General features: G+C 59.3%; 20 protein-coding genes. 6 read left to right on the top strand and 14 right to left on the bottom strand.

The features are described 5' to 3' along the window. Positions 1-65: 65 nt before the first annotated feature. From WNE31_RS02640 to WNE31_RS02600, 9 genes are all read right to left on the bottom strand, one after another. Complete coding sequence (locus WNE31_RS02640) at positions 66-1,052, bottom strand: GlxA family transcriptional regulator (protein WP_349978080.1); 987 nt, start codon at positions 1,050-1,052, stop codon at positions 66-68. Positions 1,053-1,055: 3 nt separating this feature from the next. After that, a complete protein-coding gene (locus tag WNE31_RS02635; protein WP_349978079.1) occupies positions 1,056-1,952 on the bottom strand; it encodes a homocysteine S-methyltransferase family protein in 897 nt (298 codons plus the stop codon). Further along, positions 1,949-3,010 (bottom strand): zinc-binding dehydrogenase, encoded by a 1,062-nt coding sequence (locus WNE31_RS02630; RefSeq protein ID WP_349978077.1) that lies wholly within the window; start codon positions 3,008-3,010, stop codon positions 1,949-1,951. Before WNE31_RS02630 ends, WNE31_RS02635 begins: the two co-directional genes overlap by 4 nt. A 27-nt stretch (positions 3,011-3,037) precedes the next feature. After that, entirely contained in the window at positions 3,038-5,488 is a 2,451-nt protein-coding gene (locus WNE31_RS02625) for a GcvT family protein (RefSeq protein ID WP_349978075.1), read from the bottom strand. Positions 5,489-5,500: 12 nt separating this feature from the next. Next, complete coding sequence (locus tag WNE31_RS02620; RefSeq protein ID WP_349978074.1) at positions 5,501-5,872, bottom strand: GFA family protein; 372 nt, start codon at positions 5,870-5,872, stop codon at positions 5,501-5,503. A 10-nt stretch (positions 5,873-5,882) separates the two neighbouring features. Beyond that, a complete protein-coding gene (locus WNE31_RS02615) occupies positions 5,883-6,455 on the bottom strand; it encodes a helix-turn-helix domain-containing protein (protein WP_349978073.1) in 573 nt (190 codons plus the stop codon). Positions 6,456-6,626: 171 nt separating this feature from the next. Next, positions 6,627-7,085, bottom strand: a complete 459-nt coding sequence (locus tag WNE31_RS02610) for a GAF domain-containing protein (protein ID WP_349978072.1) — start codon at positions 7,083-7,085, stop codon at positions 6,627-6,629. 3 nt (positions 7,086-7,088) lie between these two features. Continuing rightward, entirely contained in the window at positions 7,089-8,132 is a 1,044-nt protein-coding gene (locus WNE31_RS02605; protein WP_349978070.1) for an alpha/beta hydrolase, read from the bottom strand. A gap of 80 nt (positions 8,133-8,212) precedes the next feature. Next, positions 8,213-9,385 carry a thiolase family protein gene (locus tag WNE31_RS02600; protein WP_349978069.1) on the bottom strand — a complete coding sequence of 391 codons (1,173 nt, stop codon included), beginning with the start codon at positions 9,383-9,385 and terminating at the stop codon, positions 8,213-8,215. A gap of 184 nt (positions 9,386-9,569) precedes the next feature. On the opposite strand from WNE31_RS02600, the gene WNE31_RS02595 reads away from it, so the two are divergent. The 4 genes from WNE31_RS02595 to WNE31_RS02580 are packed head-to-tail and all read left to right on the top strand — an operon-like array spanning position 9,570 to position 12,422. Further along, positions 9,570-9,899 carry an STAS domain-containing protein gene (locus tag WNE31_RS02595; protein ID WP_349978067.1) on the top strand — a complete coding sequence of 110 codons (330 nt, stop codon included), beginning with the start codon at positions 9,570-9,572 and terminating at the stop codon, positions 9,897-9,899. Positions 9,900-9,955: 56 nt separating this feature from the next. After that, positions 9,956-10,402: an ATP-binding protein gene (locus WNE31_RS02590; RefSeq protein ID WP_349978066.1), complete on the top strand. Its 447-nt coding sequence runs from the start codon at positions 9,956-9,958 to the stop codon at positions 10,400-10,402. Between the two features lie 53 nt (positions 10,403-10,455). After that, the gene (locus WNE31_RS02585) at positions 10,456-12,033 is read left to right on the top strand and encodes a gamma-glutamyltransferase family protein (protein WP_349978065.1); all 1,578 of its coding nucleotides are present in this window, start codon (positions 10,456-10,458) and stop codon (positions 12,031-12,033) included. 2 nt (positions 12,034-12,035) lie between these two features. Next, positions 12,036-12,422 carry a rhodanese-like domain-containing protein gene (locus tag WNE31_RS02580; RefSeq protein ID WP_349978064.1) on the top strand — a complete coding sequence of 129 codons (387 nt, stop codon included), beginning with the start codon at positions 12,036-12,038 and terminating at the stop codon, positions 12,420-12,422. A 35-nt stretch (positions 12,423-12,457) separates the two neighbouring features. On the opposite strand, the gene hspQ is transcribed toward WNE31_RS02580, so the two are convergent. Then, the gene (hspQ, locus tag WNE31_RS02575) at positions 12,458-12,784 is read right to left on the bottom strand and encodes a heat shock protein HspQ (RefSeq protein WP_349978062.1); all 327 of its coding nucleotides are present in this window, start codon (positions 12,782-12,784) and stop codon (positions 12,458-12,460) included. Between the two features lie 83 nt (positions 12,785-12,867). Here hspQ and WNE31_RS02570 point away from each other — a divergent pair, with 83 nt between their 5' ends. Further along, on the top strand, positions 12,868-13,749 hold the full coding sequence (locus tag WNE31_RS02570; RefSeq protein ID WP_349978061.1) for an AEC family transporter: 882 nt from the start codon (positions 12,868-12,870) through the stop codon (positions 13,747-13,749). Between the two features lie 80 nt (positions 13,750-13,829). Further along, positions 13,830-14,417, top strand: a complete 588-nt coding sequence (locus tag WNE31_RS02565; protein WP_349978059.1) for a transglycosylase SLT domain-containing protein — start codon at positions 13,830-13,832, stop codon at positions 14,415-14,417. 44 nt (positions 14,418-14,461) lie between these two features. Here the strand turns inward: WNE31_RS02565 and WNE31_RS02560 are convergent, their stop codons facing one another. From WNE31_RS02560 to WNE31_RS02545, 4 genes are all read right to left on the bottom strand, one after another. Continuing rightward, positions 14,462-15,058 carry a LolA family protein gene (locus WNE31_RS02560; protein ID WP_349978058.1) on the bottom strand — a complete coding sequence of 199 codons (597 nt, stop codon included), beginning with the start codon at positions 15,056-15,058 and terminating at the stop codon, positions 14,462-14,464. 69 nt (positions 15,059-15,127) lie between these two features. Beyond that, complete coding sequence (locus WNE31_RS02555; protein ID WP_349978056.1) at positions 15,128-18,010, bottom strand: DNA translocase FtsK; 2,883 nt, start codon at positions 18,008-18,010, stop codon at positions 15,128-15,130. Positions 18,011-18,025: 15 nt separating this feature from the next. Beyond that, positions 18,026-19,201 (bottom strand): aminotransferase class I/II-fold pyridoxal phosphate-dependent enzyme, encoded by a 1,176-nt coding sequence (locus WNE31_RS02550; RefSeq protein WP_349978250.1) that lies wholly within the window; start codon positions 19,199-19,201, stop codon positions 18,026-18,028. Positions 19,202-19,340: 139 nt separating this feature from the next. Continuing rightward, complete coding sequence (locus tag WNE31_RS02545) at positions 19,341-20,672, bottom strand: amidase (protein ID WP_349978055.1); 1,332 nt, start codon at positions 20,670-20,672, stop codon at positions 19,341-19,343. Positions 20,673-20,707 lie beyond the last annotated feature (35 nt).

The raw sequence follows: 20,707 nt of genomic DNA, 5'->3' as shown, positions 1-20,707 counted from the left end.
ATTTGCACGCCGTCGCCCGGCAAAAGGCGTGAAATGCGCCAGAAAATATGTCGAACTGGACCGGATCACGACACCCGCATCCGTCTTTGTTTGCGCACGGCCAGAGGTGTCACGCCAAAGAAGCTTTTATAAAGGCTGCTGAACCCGCTGCCAAAGCCGCAAGCCAGCCCGACTTCGCGCACACTCATCGTTGTGTTGAGAAGCAGATTGTTGGCCTTGCTCAGGCGCAATTCACGGTAATAGGTGTTTGGCGTCGTATCCAGATAGATGCGAAATTTCCGTTCAAGTGACCGGCTGGACATTCCCAAAAGGCGTACAAGTTCCTGAATCGGCAACGGCTCTTCGATGTTTGCCGCCATCAGCTCAAGACAGTCGTCCAATTCGGCGTCGCCGGTATTCGTGCCCTTGATGCCACTGTAGGGCTGTTGGGTCGAGAAATCGCGAATACGTTCATGCAGCATGATGTCGGCCACCGTCATCTTCGCCGCTGCAGAGACATGCTTCCCGATCAGGGACAATACGATGTCCATCGTCGCCCCCATGCCGGCACAGGTGACAACCTGCCCGTCTTCGACCGCAAAGGCAGATTGCGCATCGAAAACGCCCTGTCGCTCGCGCAGCATCGCACTGTTTTCCCAATGCGTCGTCAGGGATCCATGTCGCGCGCCGTGTTCTGCGATATACCGGCTGGCCGCCTCGGCCAGCAGAAACACCTTGGCGTCGCGAAATGTATAGCGGGCCACATGCCCCCCAACCGAAAGCGCCGGGTTGTCCGCGTCGGAATTACCGATCACGAAAAGATAGGCGACATCGGGCCGGTCCGGCACGGGCGCGGTGTCGACCTTGACACCTGTACGGCTACGTATGGTGCCACCATAGAGAGACCGAAAGGTCCATTGGAACCTTGGTGTGACAGTCACACGGTTGGCGATCATCAGAACGTCGACAACACTGGCCAGTTCCGACAAGACAAAGTCGTCGGCAATCAGGATATCGAAACCAACGGGCCGCCCTGCTGTTTCAAACTCTTGCTGGCGCGACGAAAGCGTCATGGGTCAGACAACCCGATAACCATCGGCGGTCAGGCGACGCGCCAGTTCGGCAATATGCGCGGGTCCGACCTCGCAACAGCCGCCGGTGAAGGTGATGCCTTCGTCCACCCAACCCATCGCAAAGTCGGCGTAGGCTTCGGGCGTAAGGTCCTTGCGCGCCTTGAGTTCTGTCACCGTGCCCCCGATTTCCAACGCATCAATGCCGGTAAAGCCATTCGCATAGGCGCCGACCGGTTTATCGCGTTTCAATAGCGCCGGAAGGTTCGCACTGATGACTTCGGGTTTGGAGCAATTGAGCATCACACCGGCATGCCCCATCCCTTCAAGCGCATCCAGCGCCGCATCAAGACTCTCGCCCGAACGCAAGGTGCCGCTTTGGTCATCCGACAGGGTCATCGCCACCCAGGTGGGCAAACCGGTTTCAACGGCCGCCTGCGTCGCGGCCGTAACTTCGGAAATCGCGGACAGGGTTTCACAAAGAATGATATCACACGCCTCGGCCTGCTCGGCGACGATTTCGCGATAGAGCGGCAGCAGATCGTCATGTGATTTGCTCATGTCCGGACGGTAGGATCCATGCAGCGGCGGCAGGCACCCTGCGATGCGTACGCCTTCAACCCCCACCTCATCCCGCGCGGCCCGGACCAGTTCAATCGCTTTCGCCTGAAGCGACTTGAACAATTCAGGCACGCCTTCCCGTGCCAACCGTTCCGGCGTCGAGGCATAGGTATTCAAGGTAATCATGCGCGCCCCCGCCCGGATGAAATCGGCATGCACCGATTGCACGATATGCGATTCCTCCATCATGACCTTGGCCGACCACAGCGGGTGCGGCGGCATCGACGAGCGGGCGATCAGTTCCTGACCGGTACCGCCATCTTTGAGGATGATCTGTTTCATGGGGCCTCCTTCGGGGGAATGAGCACAAGCTTGCCGGGATAGGTCTTGGATTGGAAATCCGCCTGAGCCTCGGCAATCTGGCGCAGATCATAGGTTTTCGAGACAAGGGGGCGGATTGCCCCAGCATTCATAAGGTCAATAAGGCGGGCGAACACCTCGGGCGGTTGATAGGTGCAGCCATGCAGCGTGATATCGGGGAGGTAGATCTGGCGCAGGTCCGCCGACACGATAGGGCCAGCGATTGCGCCCGACACGGCGTAATGCCCCGCTGGTTTCAACGCGCGGATCAAGTCGGGAAAGCCGGGGCCACCAACGACATCAATCACCACGTCATACTGTGCGGGCGCGGGGGCGATGCCACGCTCAAGGATATCGACGGCCCCGGTCGTGCGTACGACATCGGCCTTGGCAGGCGAGGTTTGCCCCGTCACCCTGGCCCCGCGTAAGGCCGCCAGCTGGACTGCCGCAAGACCAACCCCGCCAGAGGCACCAGTGACCAAAACGGTTTGCCCTTCGGTCACACCGGCCCGCGTCAGCAGGTTTTCCGCAGTACCAAAAGCACAAGGGATCGCGGCGATTTCAATGTCCGAGAGCGGCGACGCCGTGACATCGTAAATGTCTTTGGCTTCCAAAAGGCAATATTCCGCAAATGCCCCATCCACTTCGGACCCCAGCGCGATATAGGCGGTGGGCGCATCTATTGTGGGTCTGGGCAGGTTTATCGGGCTGGTGATGCGGGCACCGATAGGAACGTCAACGCCACCTCCGACCCCGACAACACGTCCGCAAAGATCGCCACCCTGAATGCGCGGAAAGGCAATCGCCCCGGCGTGGCCACCGGCCTCGCCCACCTCGCCAGCATCGGTGGCACCGGTTACTTCCGCCGCGTACCATCCGATGCGGGTGTTTATGTCAGTGTTGTTCACACCGGCCGCCAGAACCCGAACCAGAACCTGTCCCGCGCCTGGGCGTGGAACCGGAATATCCTCGCGCCATTCCAACACCTCGGGACCGCCATGGGCGGTCAGGTAGACGCCTTTCATCCGGTCCGGTGTCATCGCGCGGTCCTTTTGTGCTGGCTGGTTTCAGGCGCGTAGCCGTTCATTTGCCGGATCCCAAAGTGGTTCATCCTTCTGAACAATGGCGCGGCACTTCTCACCGTAGATTTCGACCTCGACCTCGGTGCCAGGCTCTGCGAACTCGGCTTTGATCATCCCGAGCGCGATAGATGCGCCGATACGGTGGCCAAAGCCGCCCGAAGTGGTCTCGCCTATGATCTCGCCATCTTTCCAGACACAGGACATATACGGCGCATCCGCCTCGCCCGCCTCGACAATCAGGGTCACAAAGGATTTTGTAATGCCTCGCTGTTTCTCGGCAAGGATCGCGGCCTTGCCGGGGAAGTCCTGAGGCTTGTCCAGCTTGACGAACCGGTCCAATCCGCCCTCAAGCAGCGAATAGTCGGTAGAGAGGTCGCCTTTCCAGGCACGGTATCCTTTCTCGAGCCGCATGGAGTTCAACGCATACATGCCAAACGGCTTGGCGCCTGCCGCGAGGATCGCGTCATAGATCTCTGGCATATCTTCGTTCAGGGCATGGACCTCCCAGCCGAGTTCACCGGCAAAAGACACGCGCACCAGATGTACGGGCTTGCCCGCAACCGTCGCCGCCTGATGGGTCAGCCAGCCAAGGGACAGGTCGGCATCGGTCATCTTGGACAGGATGTCGCGCGATTTCGGGCCGGTGACGATCAGGGTATCGCGGGTGGTTGTGATGTCTTCGACGGCCACCCCTTCGGGCATGGCCTGTGTCAGGATATCCCGATCGTGCCACTGTGCGGTGGCGGCGGTGATCATGACAAACTCGTCCTCGTCCAGACGCAGGCAGGACATTTCAGTCAGGATACGACCACGCGAGTCCGCGATATAGACAAGGTTGATCCGGCCCACCTTGGGCAGCCCCCCCGCGACAAGGCCCCGCAGTGCCTCGGCAGCGCCCGCCCCCTTGACCGCAAATCGCGAGAACCCCGGCAGATCCAGCACGCCGCAATTGTCGCGCACGTTTTCGACCTCTTCCTTGATCCGCTGCTCCCACGGACCAGAACGGCCCCAGGTATGCGTGGCTTCCTCCGAGGTGTCGTCACCATCCTTGGCGAACCAATTGGCGCGCTCCCATCCGTTATAGGCCCCCATCTGCCCGCCCATCGCAACGAGTTTGTCATGAACAGGCGACAGTTTCTTGTTGCGCGCAGCGGGCCATTCGTGGTGCGGGAAATGCATGGCGTATTCGTTACCGTAGACTTCCATGCCCTTCTGATCGCAGTAATCCTGATCAGTGTAATCGGTATAGCGGCGCGGATCGACCGCCCACATATCCCATTCAGTCGCGCCATCGACAATCCATTCAGCCATGACCTTGCCGGCCCCGCCCCCTTGGGCGATGCCAAAGGTAAAGACGCAGGCCTCGAACGCGTTTTCAACACCGGGCATCGGCCCCATCAACGGCAGGCCATCCGGCGCATAGGGGATCGGCCCGTTTATCACGCTGGACACACCCGAAGTTGCCATCAGCGGAACACGCTCCATCGCGTCGGTGACGATATCCTCGATCCGGTCCAGATCTTCCTGCCAAAGCTGGAACGAGAAATCGTCAGGCATCTTATCGTCTGAAGACGACAGCCAGTGACCTTTGCAGTTCGGCTCGTAGGGTCCGAGGTTGTAGCCGTGTTTTTCCTGACGCAGGTAATAGGACACGTCCACGTCGCGGATCAGGGGCAGTTTCTTGCCGTGTTCCTTGCTCCAGGCTTCCACCTCGGGGATCTGCTCGGTCAGAAGGTATTGGTGCTCCATCACCATCATCGGCACCGTACGCCCACCATAGGGTTTGAACCATTCCCCAACACGCTGCGCATAGTAGCCGGCTGCGTTCACCACATAGTCACAGGCGATGTCGCCCTTTTCGGTGTGCACGATCCAAGACTTGTCGTCTTTCTGGGTCACGCCGGTGGCCGGTGTGAAACGCAGGATTTTCTGCCCCATATCCCGCGCTCCTTTGGCAAGGGCCTGAGTTACCTGCGCCGGGTCGATGTCGCCATCGGTGGGGTCATACAACACGCCTTCAAGGTCGTGAATTTCAAGGAAGGGATAGTTCTCCTTGGCCTGCTCGGGCGTCCAGATTTCCATCTGGATGCCCTGATAGCGCCCCATCGAACAGGCGCGCTCGAATTCCTGCATCCGCTCTTTGGTATGGGCCAGCCGGATTGATCCGGTCTGATGATAGTTCATCGGGTAATCGACTTCTTCGCCCAGACGGGCATACAGTTCGGTTGAATACCGCTGCATGTTCATGATCGCCCAAGATGTCGAAAATGTAGGCACATTGCCCGCCGCGTGCCAGGTCGACCCGGCGGTCAACTCGTTCTTTTCCAGCAGGACACAGTCGGTCCAGCCCTTTTTGCCAAGATGATACAGCGTCGAGGCGCCGACGACGCCACCACCAATAATCACCACCTTCGCGCTGGTTGGAAAAACATTCATGGTCTGTCCTTTTCAATCCTGTTGCGGAACCCCGTCCGCGATGTCGTAGTAGTCGCCCTTGTTAGCGACAAAGAGGTGCTTGGAGAGAGTCAGGCCCGTCGGACCGTCAACTGCGCCGAGGGAAAAGCTGATCGTGTCTTCCGCGTGGGCCTTCCAAAACAGGAACGCCCCACATCGCGGACAACTGCCGCGTTTGGCAGTCGGGCTTGCCTCGAACCAGTGGGGGGCGCCTGAAATCACGAGATCGGCCTCAGCCACGAAAGCGGAAGACCATACGCCACCGGATTGTTTGCGGCATTGCCCACAATGACACATGGAAGCGCCTTGGGGTGTGGCATCGGTTTCGAATGTTATGTCGCCGCAAAGGCAGGATCCCTTGATCATGGCAACCACCTCAATAGACCGGCGGGGCGATCACCCAGATCGCAATACAAGCTTCGTCATAGGGATTGTCCCAGTGGAACATCTCGCCCCGGATCCGAAAGCTGTCCCCTGGCCCAACAGTGAACATCCTTTCCCCGATACGCAGGTCAAGCCGCCCTGAGATGACATAGCCCACCTCTTGCGTAGGGCGCTGCGCCGGCCGCTGCATTCGCGACCGTGCTCCGAAAGTGGAATGCACCATTTCGAAATCGTCCGTCAGATCGGGTGACAAGAGTTCCTCGACCAGCCCCTCGGTGCTGCCTCCCATCGGGCGACGTGCACCCGCACGCACGACAAAGCCTTGCTCTTCGGCCCGAATGCTCGAATGTCCGAACAGCATCGACATGGGCACATCCAGCACCTCGCCGATCTGCCGCAGGTCCGAGATTGTGGGCTCGGACTTGTCACGTTCGACCTGGGACAACCATCCGACAGAGCGGCCAAGGCGTTCGGCCATATCCACCAGTGTCAGCCCGCGCGATTTGCGCAAGGCCCGGATATCGGCTCCCAACGTTTCGAGATCGGCAGGTTTTCTGTGCAGCATTGACTGAGGTACTTCGTGAAATTTTCTATTCAAATTTCACGGTGCCTTAGTCTTGTGAAATTTCCAAGTATTTTTTCACGACGCAGCGCAGCATTTCCGTGTCCGTCTTTCAGCTATTCAAGAATACCTTCAGGAGCGTCGCCCTCGGGCGACATGGGCAAAGTCCCCTTATCAAACCGCTTTCGCGAACACGTCAGTCAGGATTTTTTCAATCCTGTCAGCATCTTCTTTCGTAAAGGCGTCCGGCTGATCGCTGTCGATATCGAACACCCCAAGCAGCTTACCAGCCGCGTTTCGCACTGGCAGCACAAGTTCGGACCGGGTGCTGGAAGAACAGGCAATGTGATCGCTGAAGGCATCGACATCCGGCACCAGCTGCACCTCTCCGGTGCGCGCTGCCGCGCCGCACACCCCACGCGAGAAGGGAATCACCAGGCAGCCGTGCCCGCCCTGATACGGTCCGATCTTCAACAATTCGGGCGCGACCACGCGGTAAAACCCGGTCCAGTCGAAGCGGTCATCACTGTGGTGCACTTCGCAGGCCACCGTCGCCATCAACGCTACGGTATCGGTTTCTCCGTCCGTCAGCGCGGCAATTGTCTGCGACAGTGTTTGATAATCGACCTGCATGGCTTAGCCCTTCTTCAAAATGCGCCGCAGCCAAGCGGCCGTTTTCCCGATGGCGTCATTGCCTTGGGGCAGCACCCGCGTCAATGACATGAATGCATGGATCTGCCCCGGATAGTCCAGTTGCGTAACCGCCACCCCCGCCGAACGCAGTTTGTCGGCGTAACTTTGGGCATCATCCCACAACGGATCATGCCCCCCCGCAACGATGAACGCTTCAGGCTGATACGCAAGTGTTTCGGAATAGAGCGGTGAAATACGCGGGTCGAGCCAATCGTAACCGTCAGGAATATACATGCCGAGATACCATTTGATGCGCGCGGCAGGCAACAGGGGCTGATCGCGCAGGTCCGTCATGGACTGGGACGACAACGCCGCATCCATCCCAGGATAGATCAAAAGCTGACCAGCGGGCAAAGCTCTCCCTTCAAGCACGAGATCATGCATCAGACAGGCTGTCAGATTTCCTCCTGCACTATCACCGCCCACGACAAGCGTGGCGGGGTCAACCGCAACCTTTGTGTCCCCGGCAACCAACGCCCGATAGCAGGCCAATATGTCATTCGCCGCTGCGGGAAACGGATGTTCGGGCGCCAGCCGATACTCATAAGAAATCACCCGAATTCCGGCCAGATGCGCCAGCCATCCACACAGCCCGTCATGGGTCTCGATACTGCCTTGAACCCAGCCGCCACCATGTAGGTAAAGTAGTGTTGGTGTTTGTGAAAACGGGTCTTGGCCTTGGCCGCCATAAATCCTTGCCGCACGCGGGCCCTCCGCCCCTGGCAAGGTGATATCGGTTTTGTCGATGGCATCGGGACAGGGCCGTTCAAATTTGCGGGCCATCACCGCCAGCTGTGCGCGGCTTTCATCAATCGATGGCGGGTCATTCGCGTCCCGCAACATCCCGACCAGCTCGCTCGCGAGGTGGGCTTTGGTATCAATTTCGCGCCCCCGAACCACGGGGCGAGGCGTGATCGACAGTGTGTCAACCCACGATTCGGGCAGCTTGAGTTTCAGGAAACCCGCCAACAGTTTGAGCTTGGACATCGGCCCCTCCCTTGCACAAGGGTATTAGGGCCGATGCAGGTTTATGCCGCAAGCCTTGTCAAAAGGTGCAGCACGCGGCGTCAGACACGCTCTATTGCGATCGCGGTGCCTTCTCCGCCACCAATACAGATGGCTGCGACACCGCGTTTCAGACCGCGCGTTTCCAGAGCGTTGAGCAAGGTCACCATGATCCGTGCGCCCGATGCGCCAATCGGGTGTCCGAGCGCACAGGCCCCGCCGTTCACGTTGACCTTGTCCCGTGACAGCCCCATCTCGTGCATGAACGCCATCGGCACCACGGCGAAGGCTTCGTTCACCTCCCAGAGGTCTACGTCATCCTTGCTCCACCCGATCTGGTCGAGAAGCTTTTGCGCCGCTGGAACAGGCGCGGTCGTGAACAGGCCCGGCGCCTGCGCGTGGCTGGCATGGCCCAAGACATGTGCGCGAACATTCAGGCCTTTTTCCGCAGCATAGTCTTCCGAAGCCAGCACGAGCGCCGCCGCCCCGTCAGAAATCGAGGACGAGTTCGCGGGTGTTACGGTGCCGTCCTTGCGAAAAGCAGGCTTCAACTGCGGGATCTTCTCGGGGCGGGCATTGCCCGGCTGTTCGTCTTCGGCAAAAGTGACCTCACCCTTGCGGGTTTGAAGGACAACCGGCGTGATCTCTTTGTCGAAAGCCCCCGATTTCTGGGCTTCAAGCGCATTCGAGAGTGATTTCAGCGCATATTCGTCCTGCGCTTCACGGGTGAACTGAAAACTCTCGGCGCAATCTTCCGCGAAGGTGCCCATCAGGCGGCCTTTGTCATAAGCGTCCTCCAAGCCATCAAGGAACATGTGGTCCTGAACCTGTTGATGGCCGATACGGGCCCCGCCGCGCATCTTGGGAAGGATATAGGGCGCATTGGTCATGCTCTCCATACCACCGGCAATCATCGCGTTGGTGTGGCCCAGCGCGATCTGGTCAAACCCGACCATCGCCGCCTTCATGCCCGATCCACACATCTTGTTCAGAGTGGTAGCGGGCACCTCTTCGCCAAGACCGCCAGCGAATCCTGCCTGGCGCGCGGGGGCCTGGCCCTGTCCCGCTGGCAAGACACAGCCCATGAGCACCTCGTCCACCGTGTCGGTCCCGGCATCGGCTAGCGCCGCCTTGATGGCCACCCCCCCGAGTTTCGCGGCCTCGACACCGTCGAACATGCCTTGAAAGCCCCCCATAGGGGTACGGGCGGCCCCTGCGATCACAACTCTTTTCATCTTCGCGCTCCTCCGGCGTTTCCTGCATTTGCCAAGGTCATGGCAACAAATCTTTGCAGCGATATTTCAGGCCCCATTTTTGACGGGATCACGGCCAAGGTCCATCCCGCAAAAATGCGGTGACAGTTAGGGATTGGTAAGACTTGGCTTCTAACCTGCGGTCAAACGGAAGAAGGAGCCAGTCATGAACCTGTCGAGCAGTACTGATGCCGGCACCCTTGTGGTGACCGTGAACGAGTCCCGCATCGACGCCTCTGTCGCCATCCAGTTCAAAGACAGGATGCGGGTCGAGACCGAAGGGCAGGAAGGGCGGGTTGTGCTTGACTTGTCCAGGGTCGAATTCATCGACTCGAGCGGGTTGGGCGCGATTGTTGCCTCGATGAAGGAACTCGGGACAGACCGGCGTCTGGACCTGTCCTGCCTCAGCGAGAACGTGGACAAGGTGTTCCGGCTGACCCGGATGGACACTGTGTTCCGCATACACGATTCACTGACCGATGCGCTGGCCCACTAGGTTGGCAGGCACCCGCGCGCTTCATCCATGCCAGACCCGCTCCGAGCCGTGACGAGATGACATCACTCACATCGACATTTGCGATAGAACTGGACGGCACGCCACAAGCCGTACGCAGCGCGCTTGCGGACGTGCGGAAGCGTCTTGAAGGCAGTGACATGTCGTCGGAAATGCAGGGCCGCGTTGAAATCGTGCTTGCCGAGATCCTGAACAACATCGTGGAACACGCCCTTGCCGAAGTTGAAAACGGTAAAATCTCCCTGCGGTTCGAACGCTCCGGATCAGAATGCGCGGTAAGGATCGAAGATAACGGGTCGGCCATGCCTGACAGCACACTGAGCAGAACCCGTCTTCCCGAACTGGAAACCGAATTTCATGACCTCCCCGAAGGCGGCTTTGGCTGGGCGCTTGTCAAGATGCTCGCTCGGGATGTGCGCTATGTCAGGCTCAGTGGAAAAAACAGGCTGGAGCTCGTGCTGTCTTCGGTTCCGGAGGCTGGCTGATTGGCAAACAGAAATTCGCCCCTTACAGTCCAACGCGGACCGAGGGAGACATCATGAGAAATCTACATTTGCCGGGCAGATCGCCCGTGTTCGCCGACAACGGCGCATGTGCCACATCACATCCACTGGCTGCGCAGGCCGCATTGGACATCCTGAAACAAGGCGGCAACGCGATGGATGCCGCAATCGCAGGGGCCGTTCTGCTGGGGATTTGCGAGCCCCAGATGACGGGCATTGGGGGCGATTGTTTTGTCCTGTTCTCGCCAGCCGGTACAGACGAGATCCGCGCTTTTAACGGGTCCGGCAAATCGCCGGCGGCGGCCGACCCCGCACCCTTACGCAAGGCCGGTGCCAAGGCGATGCCTCTCCACAGTCCCGACGCGGTGACTGTGCCCGGCGCCATTGATGCGTTCTGCCAATTGAGTGACACTTGGGGGAAGCTGGGGCTCGACGCAATCCTGGCCCCTGCCATCCACTATGCCGAAGCAGGTGTTCCTGTCGCCCCGCGCGTGGCCTTCGACTGGGCCAAGGATCAGGCCACGCTGCAAGGATCTGCGCGCGCCCATTACCTCGTCGATGGTCAGGTGCCGCAGGTGGGTACGCGTTTTCGCGCTCCGTTGCAGGCCGAAGTCCTGCGCCAGGTGGCCGTAAAGGGTCGCGCGGCGTTCTACGAAGGTGAAATCGCCGAAGACATGGTGAACACGTTGCGCGCGATGGGCGGGGTCCATAGCCTTGACGATTTTGCCAAAACCCAAGGCATGGAAACAAATCCGATCAGCGGCACCTACAAAGGGGTTGAACTGGTCGAGCATCCGCCAAACGGACAAGGGGCCACGGCGATTCTCATGTCCAACATGCTGGCACATTTCAACATTACCGGAATGGACCCGTTCGGAAGCCAGCGCGCCCATGTCGAGGCCGAGGCTGCAAAGCTCGCCTATGATGCGCGCAACCGTTTTCTGGCCGATCCCGACGCGACCGCCCGTCTGGAGCACATGCTGTCCCAGGACACCGCACGAGATCTTGCCGCGCAGATTGATTTGTCCAAGGCCATGCCGTCGCCGGCCACCCTGTCTGAGGCGGTGCATAAAGACACGATCTATATCACCGTCGTTGACAAGGATAGGATGGCAGTGTCCCTTATTTATTCGATCTTCCACGGGTTCGGGTCGGGGATCGCATCCGAGAAATTCGGAATCCTGTTTCAGAACCGGGGCGCGGGCTTTACGCTCGAGGACGGGCACCCGAATGCCTATGGGCCGAACAAACGCCCCATGCATACAATTATCCCCGGTATGTTGCGCCAAAAGGGGCGTGTCGCCATGCCGTTCGGCGTGATGGGCGGGGCGTATCAGCCCAACGGCCACGCGCGGTTCCTCTCGAACCTCGTCGATTTCGGCATGGACCCGCAGACCGCAATTGATGCGCCGCGCAGTTTTGCAGATGGCGGCGAATTGAGGGTGGAAGAGGGCTATACCGAAAAAGTTCGGCAAGAGTTGGTCGATCTTGGACACAAGGTTGTCATCCCCGAAACGCCGATCGGGGGCGCACAAGCCATTCGCATTCACGAAGACGGCCTGCTGGAAGCGGGCTCTGACCCGCGCAAGGACGGTTGCGCCATAGGATACTGACCATGCCCATCACACCTGTCAAAGAGCTTGTCGCCAAAGCAAAGGAAGAGATCGAAACCCTGTCACAGACAGAGATCGAGACCCTGCTGGCCGAGGAAGAAATCCTGCTGGTCGACATTCGAGATATCCGCGAGTTGAAACGGGACGGGCGCATTCCAGGCGCGATACATGCGCCGCGTGGCATGCTTGAATTCTGGATCGACCCGGAAAGCCCCTATCACAAGCCGGTTTTTGCCACCGATAAGAAGATCGTCCTTTATTGCGCAAGCGCGTGGCGGTCTGCCCTTGCGGTGAAAACCTTAAAGGACATCGGCGTCGAGAATATCGCGGAAATGGCGGATGGTTTCAGCGCGTGGAAAGCGCGTGGAGGCCCCGTCGAACAGGGCTAGCGCGAAGAGGGACGTGGCAGGTTGACTGCCGCGTCTCAGTTCATCTGGAAATGCAGAGGATATGCGCCATCCGTGAACGGACCGAACATATCCGGGATGTCCGGATGGTCGACAGGTTCACCAGAGTAATCCGCGATCAGGTTCTGCTCTGACACATAAGCCACATAATAGGTGTGATCGTTTTCGGCGAGAAGATGATAGAACGGCTGATCTTTCACCGGACGGCTGTCTTCCGGAATCGCATCGTACCATTCGTCGGTATTCGAGAACTCTGGATCAACGTCGAACACAACACCCCGAAAGGGATGCTTGCGGTGACGGACCACCTGCCCGAGGTAATATTTTGCGCGTGTTTTCAACATATCTTGCAGCCCCTATCCCCCAAAGGTATCCCGTTCAAGGGGCTTTTGTCCAATAATTGCCACATTTTTCAAGGAAACAGTCTGTGAACCTTGCTTTGACAGTTCTGGAAATCACGGCTCCTGTGTTCCTGCTGGCCGGGGTGGGGTTCACTTGGGTCAAAGTCGGATTCGAGTACAGAATTCAATTTGTTACGCAGCTTGCGATGACGCTGGCCGTGCCCTGCCTGATCTTTACCGCTCTCATGAAAACCGAGGCGGATATCGTGGCTTTGGGACAGTTGGCCATCGCAGGAACCCTCAGCTATGCGGCTGTGGGCGTGGTCGGCTGGGCCCTTCTGGCGCTCATTGGCCTGAACCTGCGCACCTATCTGGCGCCCTTCATTTTTGGCAATACGGGCAATCTCGGGATCCCGCTGGCACTGTTCGCGTTTGGTCAGGCGGGCCTTGAACGCGCGGTGGTCCTGCTGGCGGTGAGCGCGGTTTTGTCCTTCACCATCGGAATCTGGCTGGTAGCAGGGCGCGGCGCCTTTGGCAAAATCCTGAAAGAGCCGATGATTGGCGCAACCCTGCTAGGGGCGCTGTTTCTTTGGCAGGGGTGGGAAACGCCGTCCTTCCTGACCAATACGTTGGACCTTATCGGGCAAATGGCCATCCCGCTGATGCTGATCACACTTGGTGTGGCCGTGGCGCGTCTGACGCCGGGCCGGGTTGTGACGGCGATCGGGCTGTCCTTTGCCAAGCTGGTGATCTGTGCGGTGATTGCATGGGGTATGGCTTCGTGGTTTGCGCTAGAAGACGTATCTTTCGGGGTGCTTGTCCTGCAAATTTCGACTCCGGTCGCCGTAACGGCCTATCTTCTGGCTGAGAAGTATGGAGCCGACAGCGAAAGCGTGGCGGGATTTGTCGTCGTGTCGACCCTGATTTCCATTGCGGGCCTGCCACTGTTACTTGCGCTTCTGTTGTAACCCACGCGAATGTCATTTTCCTCTGTCTCAAGATCGTTTAGACTGTCGCAAAACATACAAAAGCAAAAAGCGAGAGGCAGATGAGCAGATTCTTTCGCGCGCTGATAGTTGTGGTCCTGGTTGGGTCTTGTGGCGGAGGGTACGACACACCCCCACACAGCCTTGATGACGCCTGTATGATCCTCAAACAGCGCCCGCAATTTATCAAGGCGTTCAAGTCGACCAAACGTAAGTGGGGCGTCCCCGTCCACGTGCAGATGGCGATCCTCTATCAGGAAAGCAAATTCGACTCGGATGCCCGGACTCCGCATCGTTATGTCCTGGGGGTTCTTCCCATGGGTCGTCAAAGCAGCGCCTATGGATATGCCCAAGCGCTGGATGCGACCTGGAGAGAATACCAGAAAGAGACCGGGCGGCGCGGCGCACGGCGTGACAACATTCGCGATGCGACCGACTTCATGGGCTGGTACATGAACAAGACCAAGGAAAAGAACGGCATTCCTCTGACCGACGCGCGGCGCCAGTATCTTGCCTATCACGAAGGGCACACCGGCTATGCCCGTGGGACCTATCGCAACAAACCGTGGTTGATGACGGTTGCAAATCGTGTGGGAGAACGCGCCGAGATGTATAAGTTCCAAGTCGAGAAATGTGCACGTATCCGGTGACCTGATCGCGCTGACTGGAAACGCCCGGCATGGCCGGGCGTTTGTCAATTTCCGTAAAGGTGCAGGTCGATGCTGAAGATCTTGTTCTTCAGGGGTATGCCGGTTTGCATGTCTCCGAGAATAACTGTCGTGCGCCCCCCGTTGCCATCGTTGATGATCCACTGACGCAGCTCGACCGGGTTGTCGGTGAACCTCAGCTGGATGTTACCATATTCGGGGTGTTTGGGGTCCTGTGCCGTAATCACAGTGGCGGTGCCATCGTAATCGTGCCCGACCACCATATTCGCACGCGACAGGTCGACATTCCGCGCAAGGATCACGCTCAGCGGTGTGCGGTGCAGGGGGTATTGCTCGGGCGGCTGGTTCGAGCGGCCATCAAATATCGCCACGTTGTTCGCGCTTGCAAGGATCAACGCCTTTTCCGGCGGGTTGTATTCAAACCGCGCCTTGCCCGGCCGCTTGAGATACAGGTTCCCCGTGGAAATCGATCCGTCATCGTTGATTTGCGTAAACTGGGCCTGCGCCGTCTTCATCCGATTCAGGTACTGGGACAGTTCGTTGAGCGACAGCTTTTCGGCCTGCGCCGGAAGCGCCATCGCAACAAGCAGCACGGGGGCTGCGAAAATTCGAAATAGCTTCATGCTTCTAACCTAAGAAGAAAGCCGCCGGATTTGCACCCCGGCGGCTTCACGATTTTGTGGATCGGCCCTTTATTGCTCGGGCACGAGGATTTCCCGTTTCCCGACATGGTTCGCCGGGCTGACCAGCCCTTCCTCTTCCATCTGTTCGACAAGACGCGCAGCCTTGTTATAGCCGATGGCAAGCTTGCGCTGGATGTAAGACGTCGAACACTTGCGGTCCTTGATGACGATCGCAACCGCCGTGTCATAGAGCGCGTCCTCTCCATCGGTGTTTCCACCGGTCGAGAGACCTAGCACAGCGTCAATCCCGTCTACCTTGTCCTCATCGGGGCCGTCCACGACGCCGCCGACATAGGAGGGCGGGCCAAAGCTCTTGAGGTGGTTAACGATCTCTTCCACCTCTTCATCCGATACGAAGGGGCCATGACAACGCGTAATCTTGGCGCCACCGGCCATGTACAGCATATCGCCCATCCCCAGCAGTTGTTCGGCACCCATCTCGCCCAGAATGGTACGGCTGTCGACCTTGGAGGTGACCTGGAACGAAATCCGCGTGGGAAAGTTGGCCTTGATCGTGCCGGTGATTACATCGACCGAGGGACGCTGTGTGGCCATGATGATGTGGATGCCCGACGCCCGCGCCATTTGGGCAAGGCGCTGGATGCAGGCTTCGATCTCTTTGCCTGCCACCATCATCAGGTCGGCCATCTCGTCGACGACGACCACGATATAAGGCATTTTCTCGGGCGCGAATTCCTCGGTTTCAAACACGGGTTCGCCCGTGTCGTCATCAAATCCGGTTTGCACGGTCCGCGAGAACATCTCGCCCTTGGCCAGCGCATCCGCAACGCGGCTGTTATAACCGTCAATGTTACGCACACCCATCTTGGACATCTTGCGATAGCGCTCTTCCATCTCGCCGACGACCCACTTCAGGGCTACGACCGCCTTTTTCGGGTCGGTCACAACCGGCGACAGAAGGTGCGGGATGCCGTCATAGACGCTGAGTTCCAACATCTTGGGGTCAATCATGATCATCCGGCATTCATCCGGCGTCAGACGATACAGCAGTGACAGGATCATGGTGTTGATCGCCACCGATTTCCCCGACCCTGTGGTCCCGGCAATCAGAAGGTGGGGCATCTTGGCAAGGTTCGCGACCATGGGGTCGCCGCCGATATCCTTACCCAGCGCCAGGGGTAGCTTCATGTTGGTGTCGCCAAAGTCGCGCGCCGCGAGGATTTCGCGCAGAACGACCTTTTCGCGATTCTCGTTTGGCAATTCGATCCCGATCACGCTGCGGCCAGGCACGGTCGACACCCGTGCGGACAGCGCCGACATCGACCGCGCGATATCATCTGCGAGGCCGATCACGCGGCTGGCCTTGAGGCCCGGTGCCGGCTCAAGCTCGTACATCGTCACCACCGGACCGGGGCGGACCGAAACGATTTCGCCCTTTACGCCATAGTCATCCAGCACCGCCTCGAGCATGCGCGCATTTTCTTCCAGCGCCTCGTCGCTCAGGTGATGCCGCTGGATATCCATCGGATTGGCCAACAAGTTGAGCGGCGGCAATTCGTAGGCCGCAGCGGGGTCTTCAAAGGCAAGCGATGGCTGTGCCTCGGCCTTGGCGCGAGTCGAAGGCTGAACCGGCTTATTCACACGCGGCTGGACCACCTTGCGCGGTTCCGCGGTCGGGATTGTGACGGCAGGCGCGGGTTCGGTTTGCTGCAGTGGCAGAGGTTGCACCGTGGCAGGCTCAACCGGAGCGTTCTGCACGTCCATAGCAATCGGTGCCTCTTGCACTCGCGGCGCTGCGGTCAGAGGCGGTTCGGGCGGCAAGGTGCCGTGCGGCATCGGATCCAGCAACAGGGGATCGGGACGACGCCCGCGCCCCTTGGTCAGCGGGGCCACCTCTTCAATTGGGGGGGCGACGTTTTCCGGTTCCGGCACCGACCGTGCGCGGATGACATCCGCGATTTTGGCGCGAATCCGGTCATCGCCCGGCATTTCGGTAATGTCCGAATGCAGCGGCGCCTCAACCAGTTCCGGTTCGGGCATCGGGGTCGGCTCCGGCGCCGGCGCACGTTTGATCAGGTTCGGCACCCGCGCCAGCAAGCCCGGCTTGGGCGCTTCTTGGACTGTGGTTTCCGTATCATAATGTCCTGGCTCGTCCAGAACCTGTTCTTCTTCATAGGCATGGGCGTATCCCGCGGCCGCCGCCATCTCGACCTGCGCTTCGGCCTGTGCCTTGCGTTCCTGGCGGCGTTCCTTGGCCGTTTGGGCCGCCTGCGCGGCGCCATTCACACCACGCCCCAAGAGGTTCATAAGGGACGCATAGCTCAGGATAATGCCAATCACGAGGAACCGCCCGACCTGATGCAGCTCGGGTTTGGTAAAGCCAAGCACGAAAATCGACAACGCCACAAAGGCCACACCCGCGACGAAAGACATTGCCTTGACGCCAAATGTGGTACCGACGGGCAGAATGTTCAGAAGCGCCCCCAGCACGGTGTCGCCAAACAACCCACCAAGGCCAAAGCTGTGGGTCCAGCTTTCGCCGGGAACAAGTGTCGCGGCATAAATCGACGCCAGCGCCAGCATAATTGGTGCAAAGCTGAGGCGCGAGACCGCACGCTCTTCACCGATATGAAGGGTGAACCGCAGGCCCCATGCCAGCAGGAACAAAGGAATCCCCCAGCTACCCCACCCCACAATCATGAACAACGGAGCCGCAATTGATGCGCCGAAGCGGCCCATCCAGTTCTGGACAGGTGCATCAGTTGCAGAGATCCAACTTGGATCATTGGGGGTGTATGACGCGATCATGGCAGCGGCCATGCACCCCAGCACCATCAGCGCAATACCAATGAGTTCCTTGCCGCGTTTTTCGATCGCGGCCTGCATGTTGCTGTCCAATAGCGGATCACGCCCGCGCGCCTGATATGCCATACCTCGTACCCTCTTTTATCCGTAGAGACAGTCGCGCAACGTGCTCAACGCAGACTGCACCTCGTTTTTTGGGGCCACCAATGCGACCCGAATATAGTTCTTTCCCGGATTGCCGGAATCTGTGTCGCGGCTGAGATAGGCGCCGGGAAGCACCCGCACGCCGGTCTCTTGCCAAAGCTTCAATGCAGCCTCTTCACCGTCCTTGACGGGCAGCCACAGGAAAAACCCAGCCTCGGGGCTGTGATAGCCATGAACCCCTTCAAACACCGCGTCCGCGATGTCAAATTTTTCGCCATATAGCCGCCGGTTCATGACGACATGATCCTCGTCCGCCCAAACCTTGGCCGCCGCCATTTGCAGGGGTAGCGGCAGGGGCGCCCCGGAATAGGCCCGCAACTGGCGGATACGACGTAGACATTCCGACCCACCCGCCACAAAACCAGATCGTAGCCCCGGCAAGTTGCTGCGCTTTGACAGCGAATGAAACACCAGCACGCGCTCGGGGTCGACACCCATCTCGGCCGCCACCTCGAGCGCGCCCACTGGCGGCGTGGAACGGTAGATTTCAGAATAACACTCGTCTGCGAAAATGCGGAAATCGTGTTTCTCGGCCAGGGCGATCAGGTCGCGCCAATAAGCGCGGCTGGCCACGGCCCCCTGCGGATTGGCAGGCGAACAGATATAGGCGATGGCTGTGCGATCCAGCGTTTCGGTGTCCAGCGCGGCATAATCCGGCAGAAACGCGCTTTCGTCGGTGGCATTGACGAACACGGGCTTGGCCCCGACCGAAATCGTCGCCACGGCATAGACCTGATAGAACGGGTTTGGCATCAACACTACAGGTTGCTTGCCGTTCTTGGTCTCCGGGCACAGCGCCATCGCCGCATTGTAAAGCCCTTCGCGCGTCCCGTTCAGCGCCATCAGACGGTCTGTTTCAAAATCCACATCATAGCGGCGCTTGAGCCAGCCAGAAATTGCATCCAGCAGATCGGGCGCACCATCGTTCGGCGGGTATTTGTTGAACCCTTCCGCGTTTGCGGCAATCACATCTGTGACCCAAGCCGGAAACGCATGTTTCGGCTCTCCGATTGTCATGTGTACGACTTCACCGCCCGGCTGATGGTGGTCCAATAGCGCGCGCAGACGCGGAAACGCGTAGGCCGGTAGGTTCGAAAACCGCTCGGGAAACATATTCAACTGCCTCAAGGTTCGGGATCATTGGCGCCCCGTTTCCCTCAAAGTACCGAAGCCTTCCGGTTTCGTCCAGAAAAATGCCGCCCTTTCCGTTTGTTGTGTCTTTGCGTCAACACCGGCCCGGTGCGGGCCGTTCTCAGACATGCAACGCGGCCTCGACCGCGGCGGCCGTCCGCAACAAACGTTCTTCCTGCATTGGCGCGCCCAGCATCATCAACCCGCAACTGGGCACCCCGGTCGGCAAAGACATGGCACACAACCCCATAAGATTCCCGATCCGGGTGTTGCGCAAGGCCAGCAGGTTTTCAGTGATATAGTAATCCTGATCCGTCATCAGCCGCTCGGCGTCAGGGGGCAGGATTGGTGAGGTCGGCAACAAGACCAAGTCATACCCTTTCACACGCGCGTGCCAGGTCGCACGCAACTGTTCAAGCTTCTTCCAGGCCCCCACATAGGTTGGGCCGTCAAACGAGGCGCCGATCCGGAAACGTTCCAGAATCTGGTCGAACATGCGGTCGGGATGGGCCTCGATCACATCCCGCCAAAGGCCATAAGCCTCGGCCGTGAACAGAGGTCCGGACAGGGCCAGCGCCTCTTCCACCTCGGGGGCGGAAATGCTCTCGATTTCTGCACCAAGGTCGCGCAACCGCTCTACAGCACCAGTGAAACCGGCAAGAGGGGCTTCGCGGATATCGTCGAACGCTGCCGTTTCCAGAACCGCAAACCGTTTGCCTTGCAAGCGTGCGCCACGCAGGTCCGAATGCGCCCGTCCTTCGAGAACGGCAAGAAACAGGGCAGTATCTTCCACCGTGCGGCACAAGGGACCGACCGTGTCGAACTTTTCGCACAGGGGCACAACCCCCTTGGACGAAACTCGCCCCTCTGTGGTTTTGAGGCCGACAAGGTCGTTCCATGCTGACGGGATGCGCACCGATCCGCCCGTGTCAGATCCCATACCGGCAGCAGCCAACCCAAAGGCCACAGACGCCGCCGCGCCCGAGGACGACCCGCCCGGCACGGCCTTGGGGTCATTGATACAGGGCGGTGTGGCTGTCATCGGGTTCAGGCCCAAGCCCGAAAAGGCCAGCTCGGACATGTGGGTTTTGCCCAAACAGACAAGCCCCATCGCCGTGGCATTGCGCAACACCTCGGCATCTGTTTGAGGCACCCGCCCTGCCAGCAGTTGCGATCCCGCTTCAGTCGCCACACCTGCACTGTCGAACAGGTCTTTCCAACTGATCGGCACGCCGTCCAGAAGGGACAGACGATGGCCGGCCCTTGCGCGCTCGGCGGCGGCCTCTGCCTCGGCCAAGGCCCGGTCATGAGTCACGACCGAATAAATCCGGTCGCGCGCATCATGGCTGTCGATCGCCCCGAGAAAAGCCTGCGTCAGCGCCACGGGATCAATCGCACCTTCTGCAATCCCCCGCCCCAGTTCTGCGGCGCTTTTCCCGAGCCAGTCAAACATGCGCATTCCCCCGAAGAAATATCTCTTTAATGAAC

It is taken from the genome of Shimia fortis (assembly GCF_040225985.1).
Taxonomy (GTDB): Bacteria; Pseudomonadota; Alphaproteobacteria; order Rhodobacterales; family Rhodobacteraceae; genus Shimia.
Note: the sequence above shows the minus strand (reverse complement) of the source record. Positions and strands in the feature narration are given on the sequence as shown.

Bases quoted from the DNA above. Each gene is read 5' to 3' on its own strand.
- WNE31_RS02640 (WP_349978080.1), bottom strand. From the start codon at position 1,052: ATGACGCTTTCGTCGCGCCAGCAAGAGTTTGAAACAGCAGGGCGGCCC.
- WNE31_RS02635 (WP_349978079.1), bottom strand. From the start codon at position 1,952: ATGAAACAGATCATCCTCAAAGATGGCGGTACCGGTCAGGAACTGATC.
- WNE31_RS02630 (WP_349978077.1), bottom strand. From the start codon at position 3,010: ATGACACCGGACCGGATGAAAGGCGTCTACCTGACCGCCCATGGCGGT.
- WNE31_RS02625 (WP_349978075.1), bottom strand. From the start codon at position 5,488: ATGAATGTTTTTCCAACCAGCGCGAAGGTGGTGATTATTGGTGGTGGC.
- WNE31_RS02620 (WP_349978074.1), bottom strand. From the start codon at position 5,872: ATGATCAAGGGATCCTGCCTTTGCGGCGACATAACATTCGAAACCGAT.
- WNE31_RS02615 (WP_349978073.1), bottom strand. From the start codon at position 6,455: ATGCTGCACAGAAAACCTGCCGATCTCGAAACGTTGGGAGCCGATATC.
- WNE31_RS02610 (WP_349978072.1), bottom strand. From the start codon at position 7,085: ATGCAGGTCGATTATCAAACACTGTCGCAGACAATTGCCGCGCTGACG.
- WNE31_RS02605 (WP_349978070.1), bottom strand. From the start codon at position 8,132: ATGTCCAAGCTCAAACTGTTGGCGGGTTTCCTGAAACTCAAGCTGCCC.
- WNE31_RS02600 (WP_349978069.1), bottom strand. From the start codon at position 9,385: ATGAAAAGAGTTGTGATCGCAGGGGCCGCCCGTACCCCTATGGGGGGC.
- WNE31_RS02595 (WP_349978067.1), top strand. From the start codon at position 9,570: ATGAACCTGTCGAGCAGTACTGATGCCGGCACCCTTGTGGTGACCGTG.
- WNE31_RS02590 (WP_349978066.1), top strand. From the start codon at position 9,956: ATGACATCACTCACATCGACATTTGCGATAGAACTGGACGGCACGCCA.
- WNE31_RS02585 (WP_349978065.1), top strand. From the start codon at position 10,456: ATGAGAAATCTACATTTGCCGGGCAGATCGCCCGTGTTCGCCGACAAC.
- WNE31_RS02580 (WP_349978064.1), top strand. From the start codon at position 12,036: ATGCCCATCACACCTGTCAAAGAGCTTGTCGCCAAAGCAAAGGAAGAG.
- hspQ (WP_349978062.1), bottom strand. From the start codon at position 12,784: ATGTTGAAAACACGCGCAAAATATTACCTCGGGCAGGTGGTCCGTCAC.
- WNE31_RS02565 (WP_349978059.1), top strand. From the start codon at position 13,830: ATGAGCAGATTCTTTCGCGCGCTGATAGTTGTGGTCCTGGTTGGGTCT.
- WNE31_RS02560 (WP_349978058.1), bottom strand. From the start codon at position 15,058: ATGAAGCTATTTCGAATTTTCGCAGCCCCCGTGCTGCTTGTTGCGATG.
- WNE31_RS02555 (WP_349978056.1), bottom strand. From the start codon at position 18,010: ATGGCATATCAGGCGCGCGGGCGTGATCCGCTATTGGACAGCAACATG.
- WNE31_RS02550 (WP_349978250.1), bottom strand. From the start codon at position 19,201: ATGTTTCCCGAGCGGTTTTCGAACCTACCGGCCTACGCGTTTCCGCGT.
- WNE31_RS02545 (WP_349978055.1), bottom strand. From the start codon at position 20,672: ATGTTTGACTGGCTCGGGAAAAGCGCCGCAGAACTGGGGCGGGGGATT.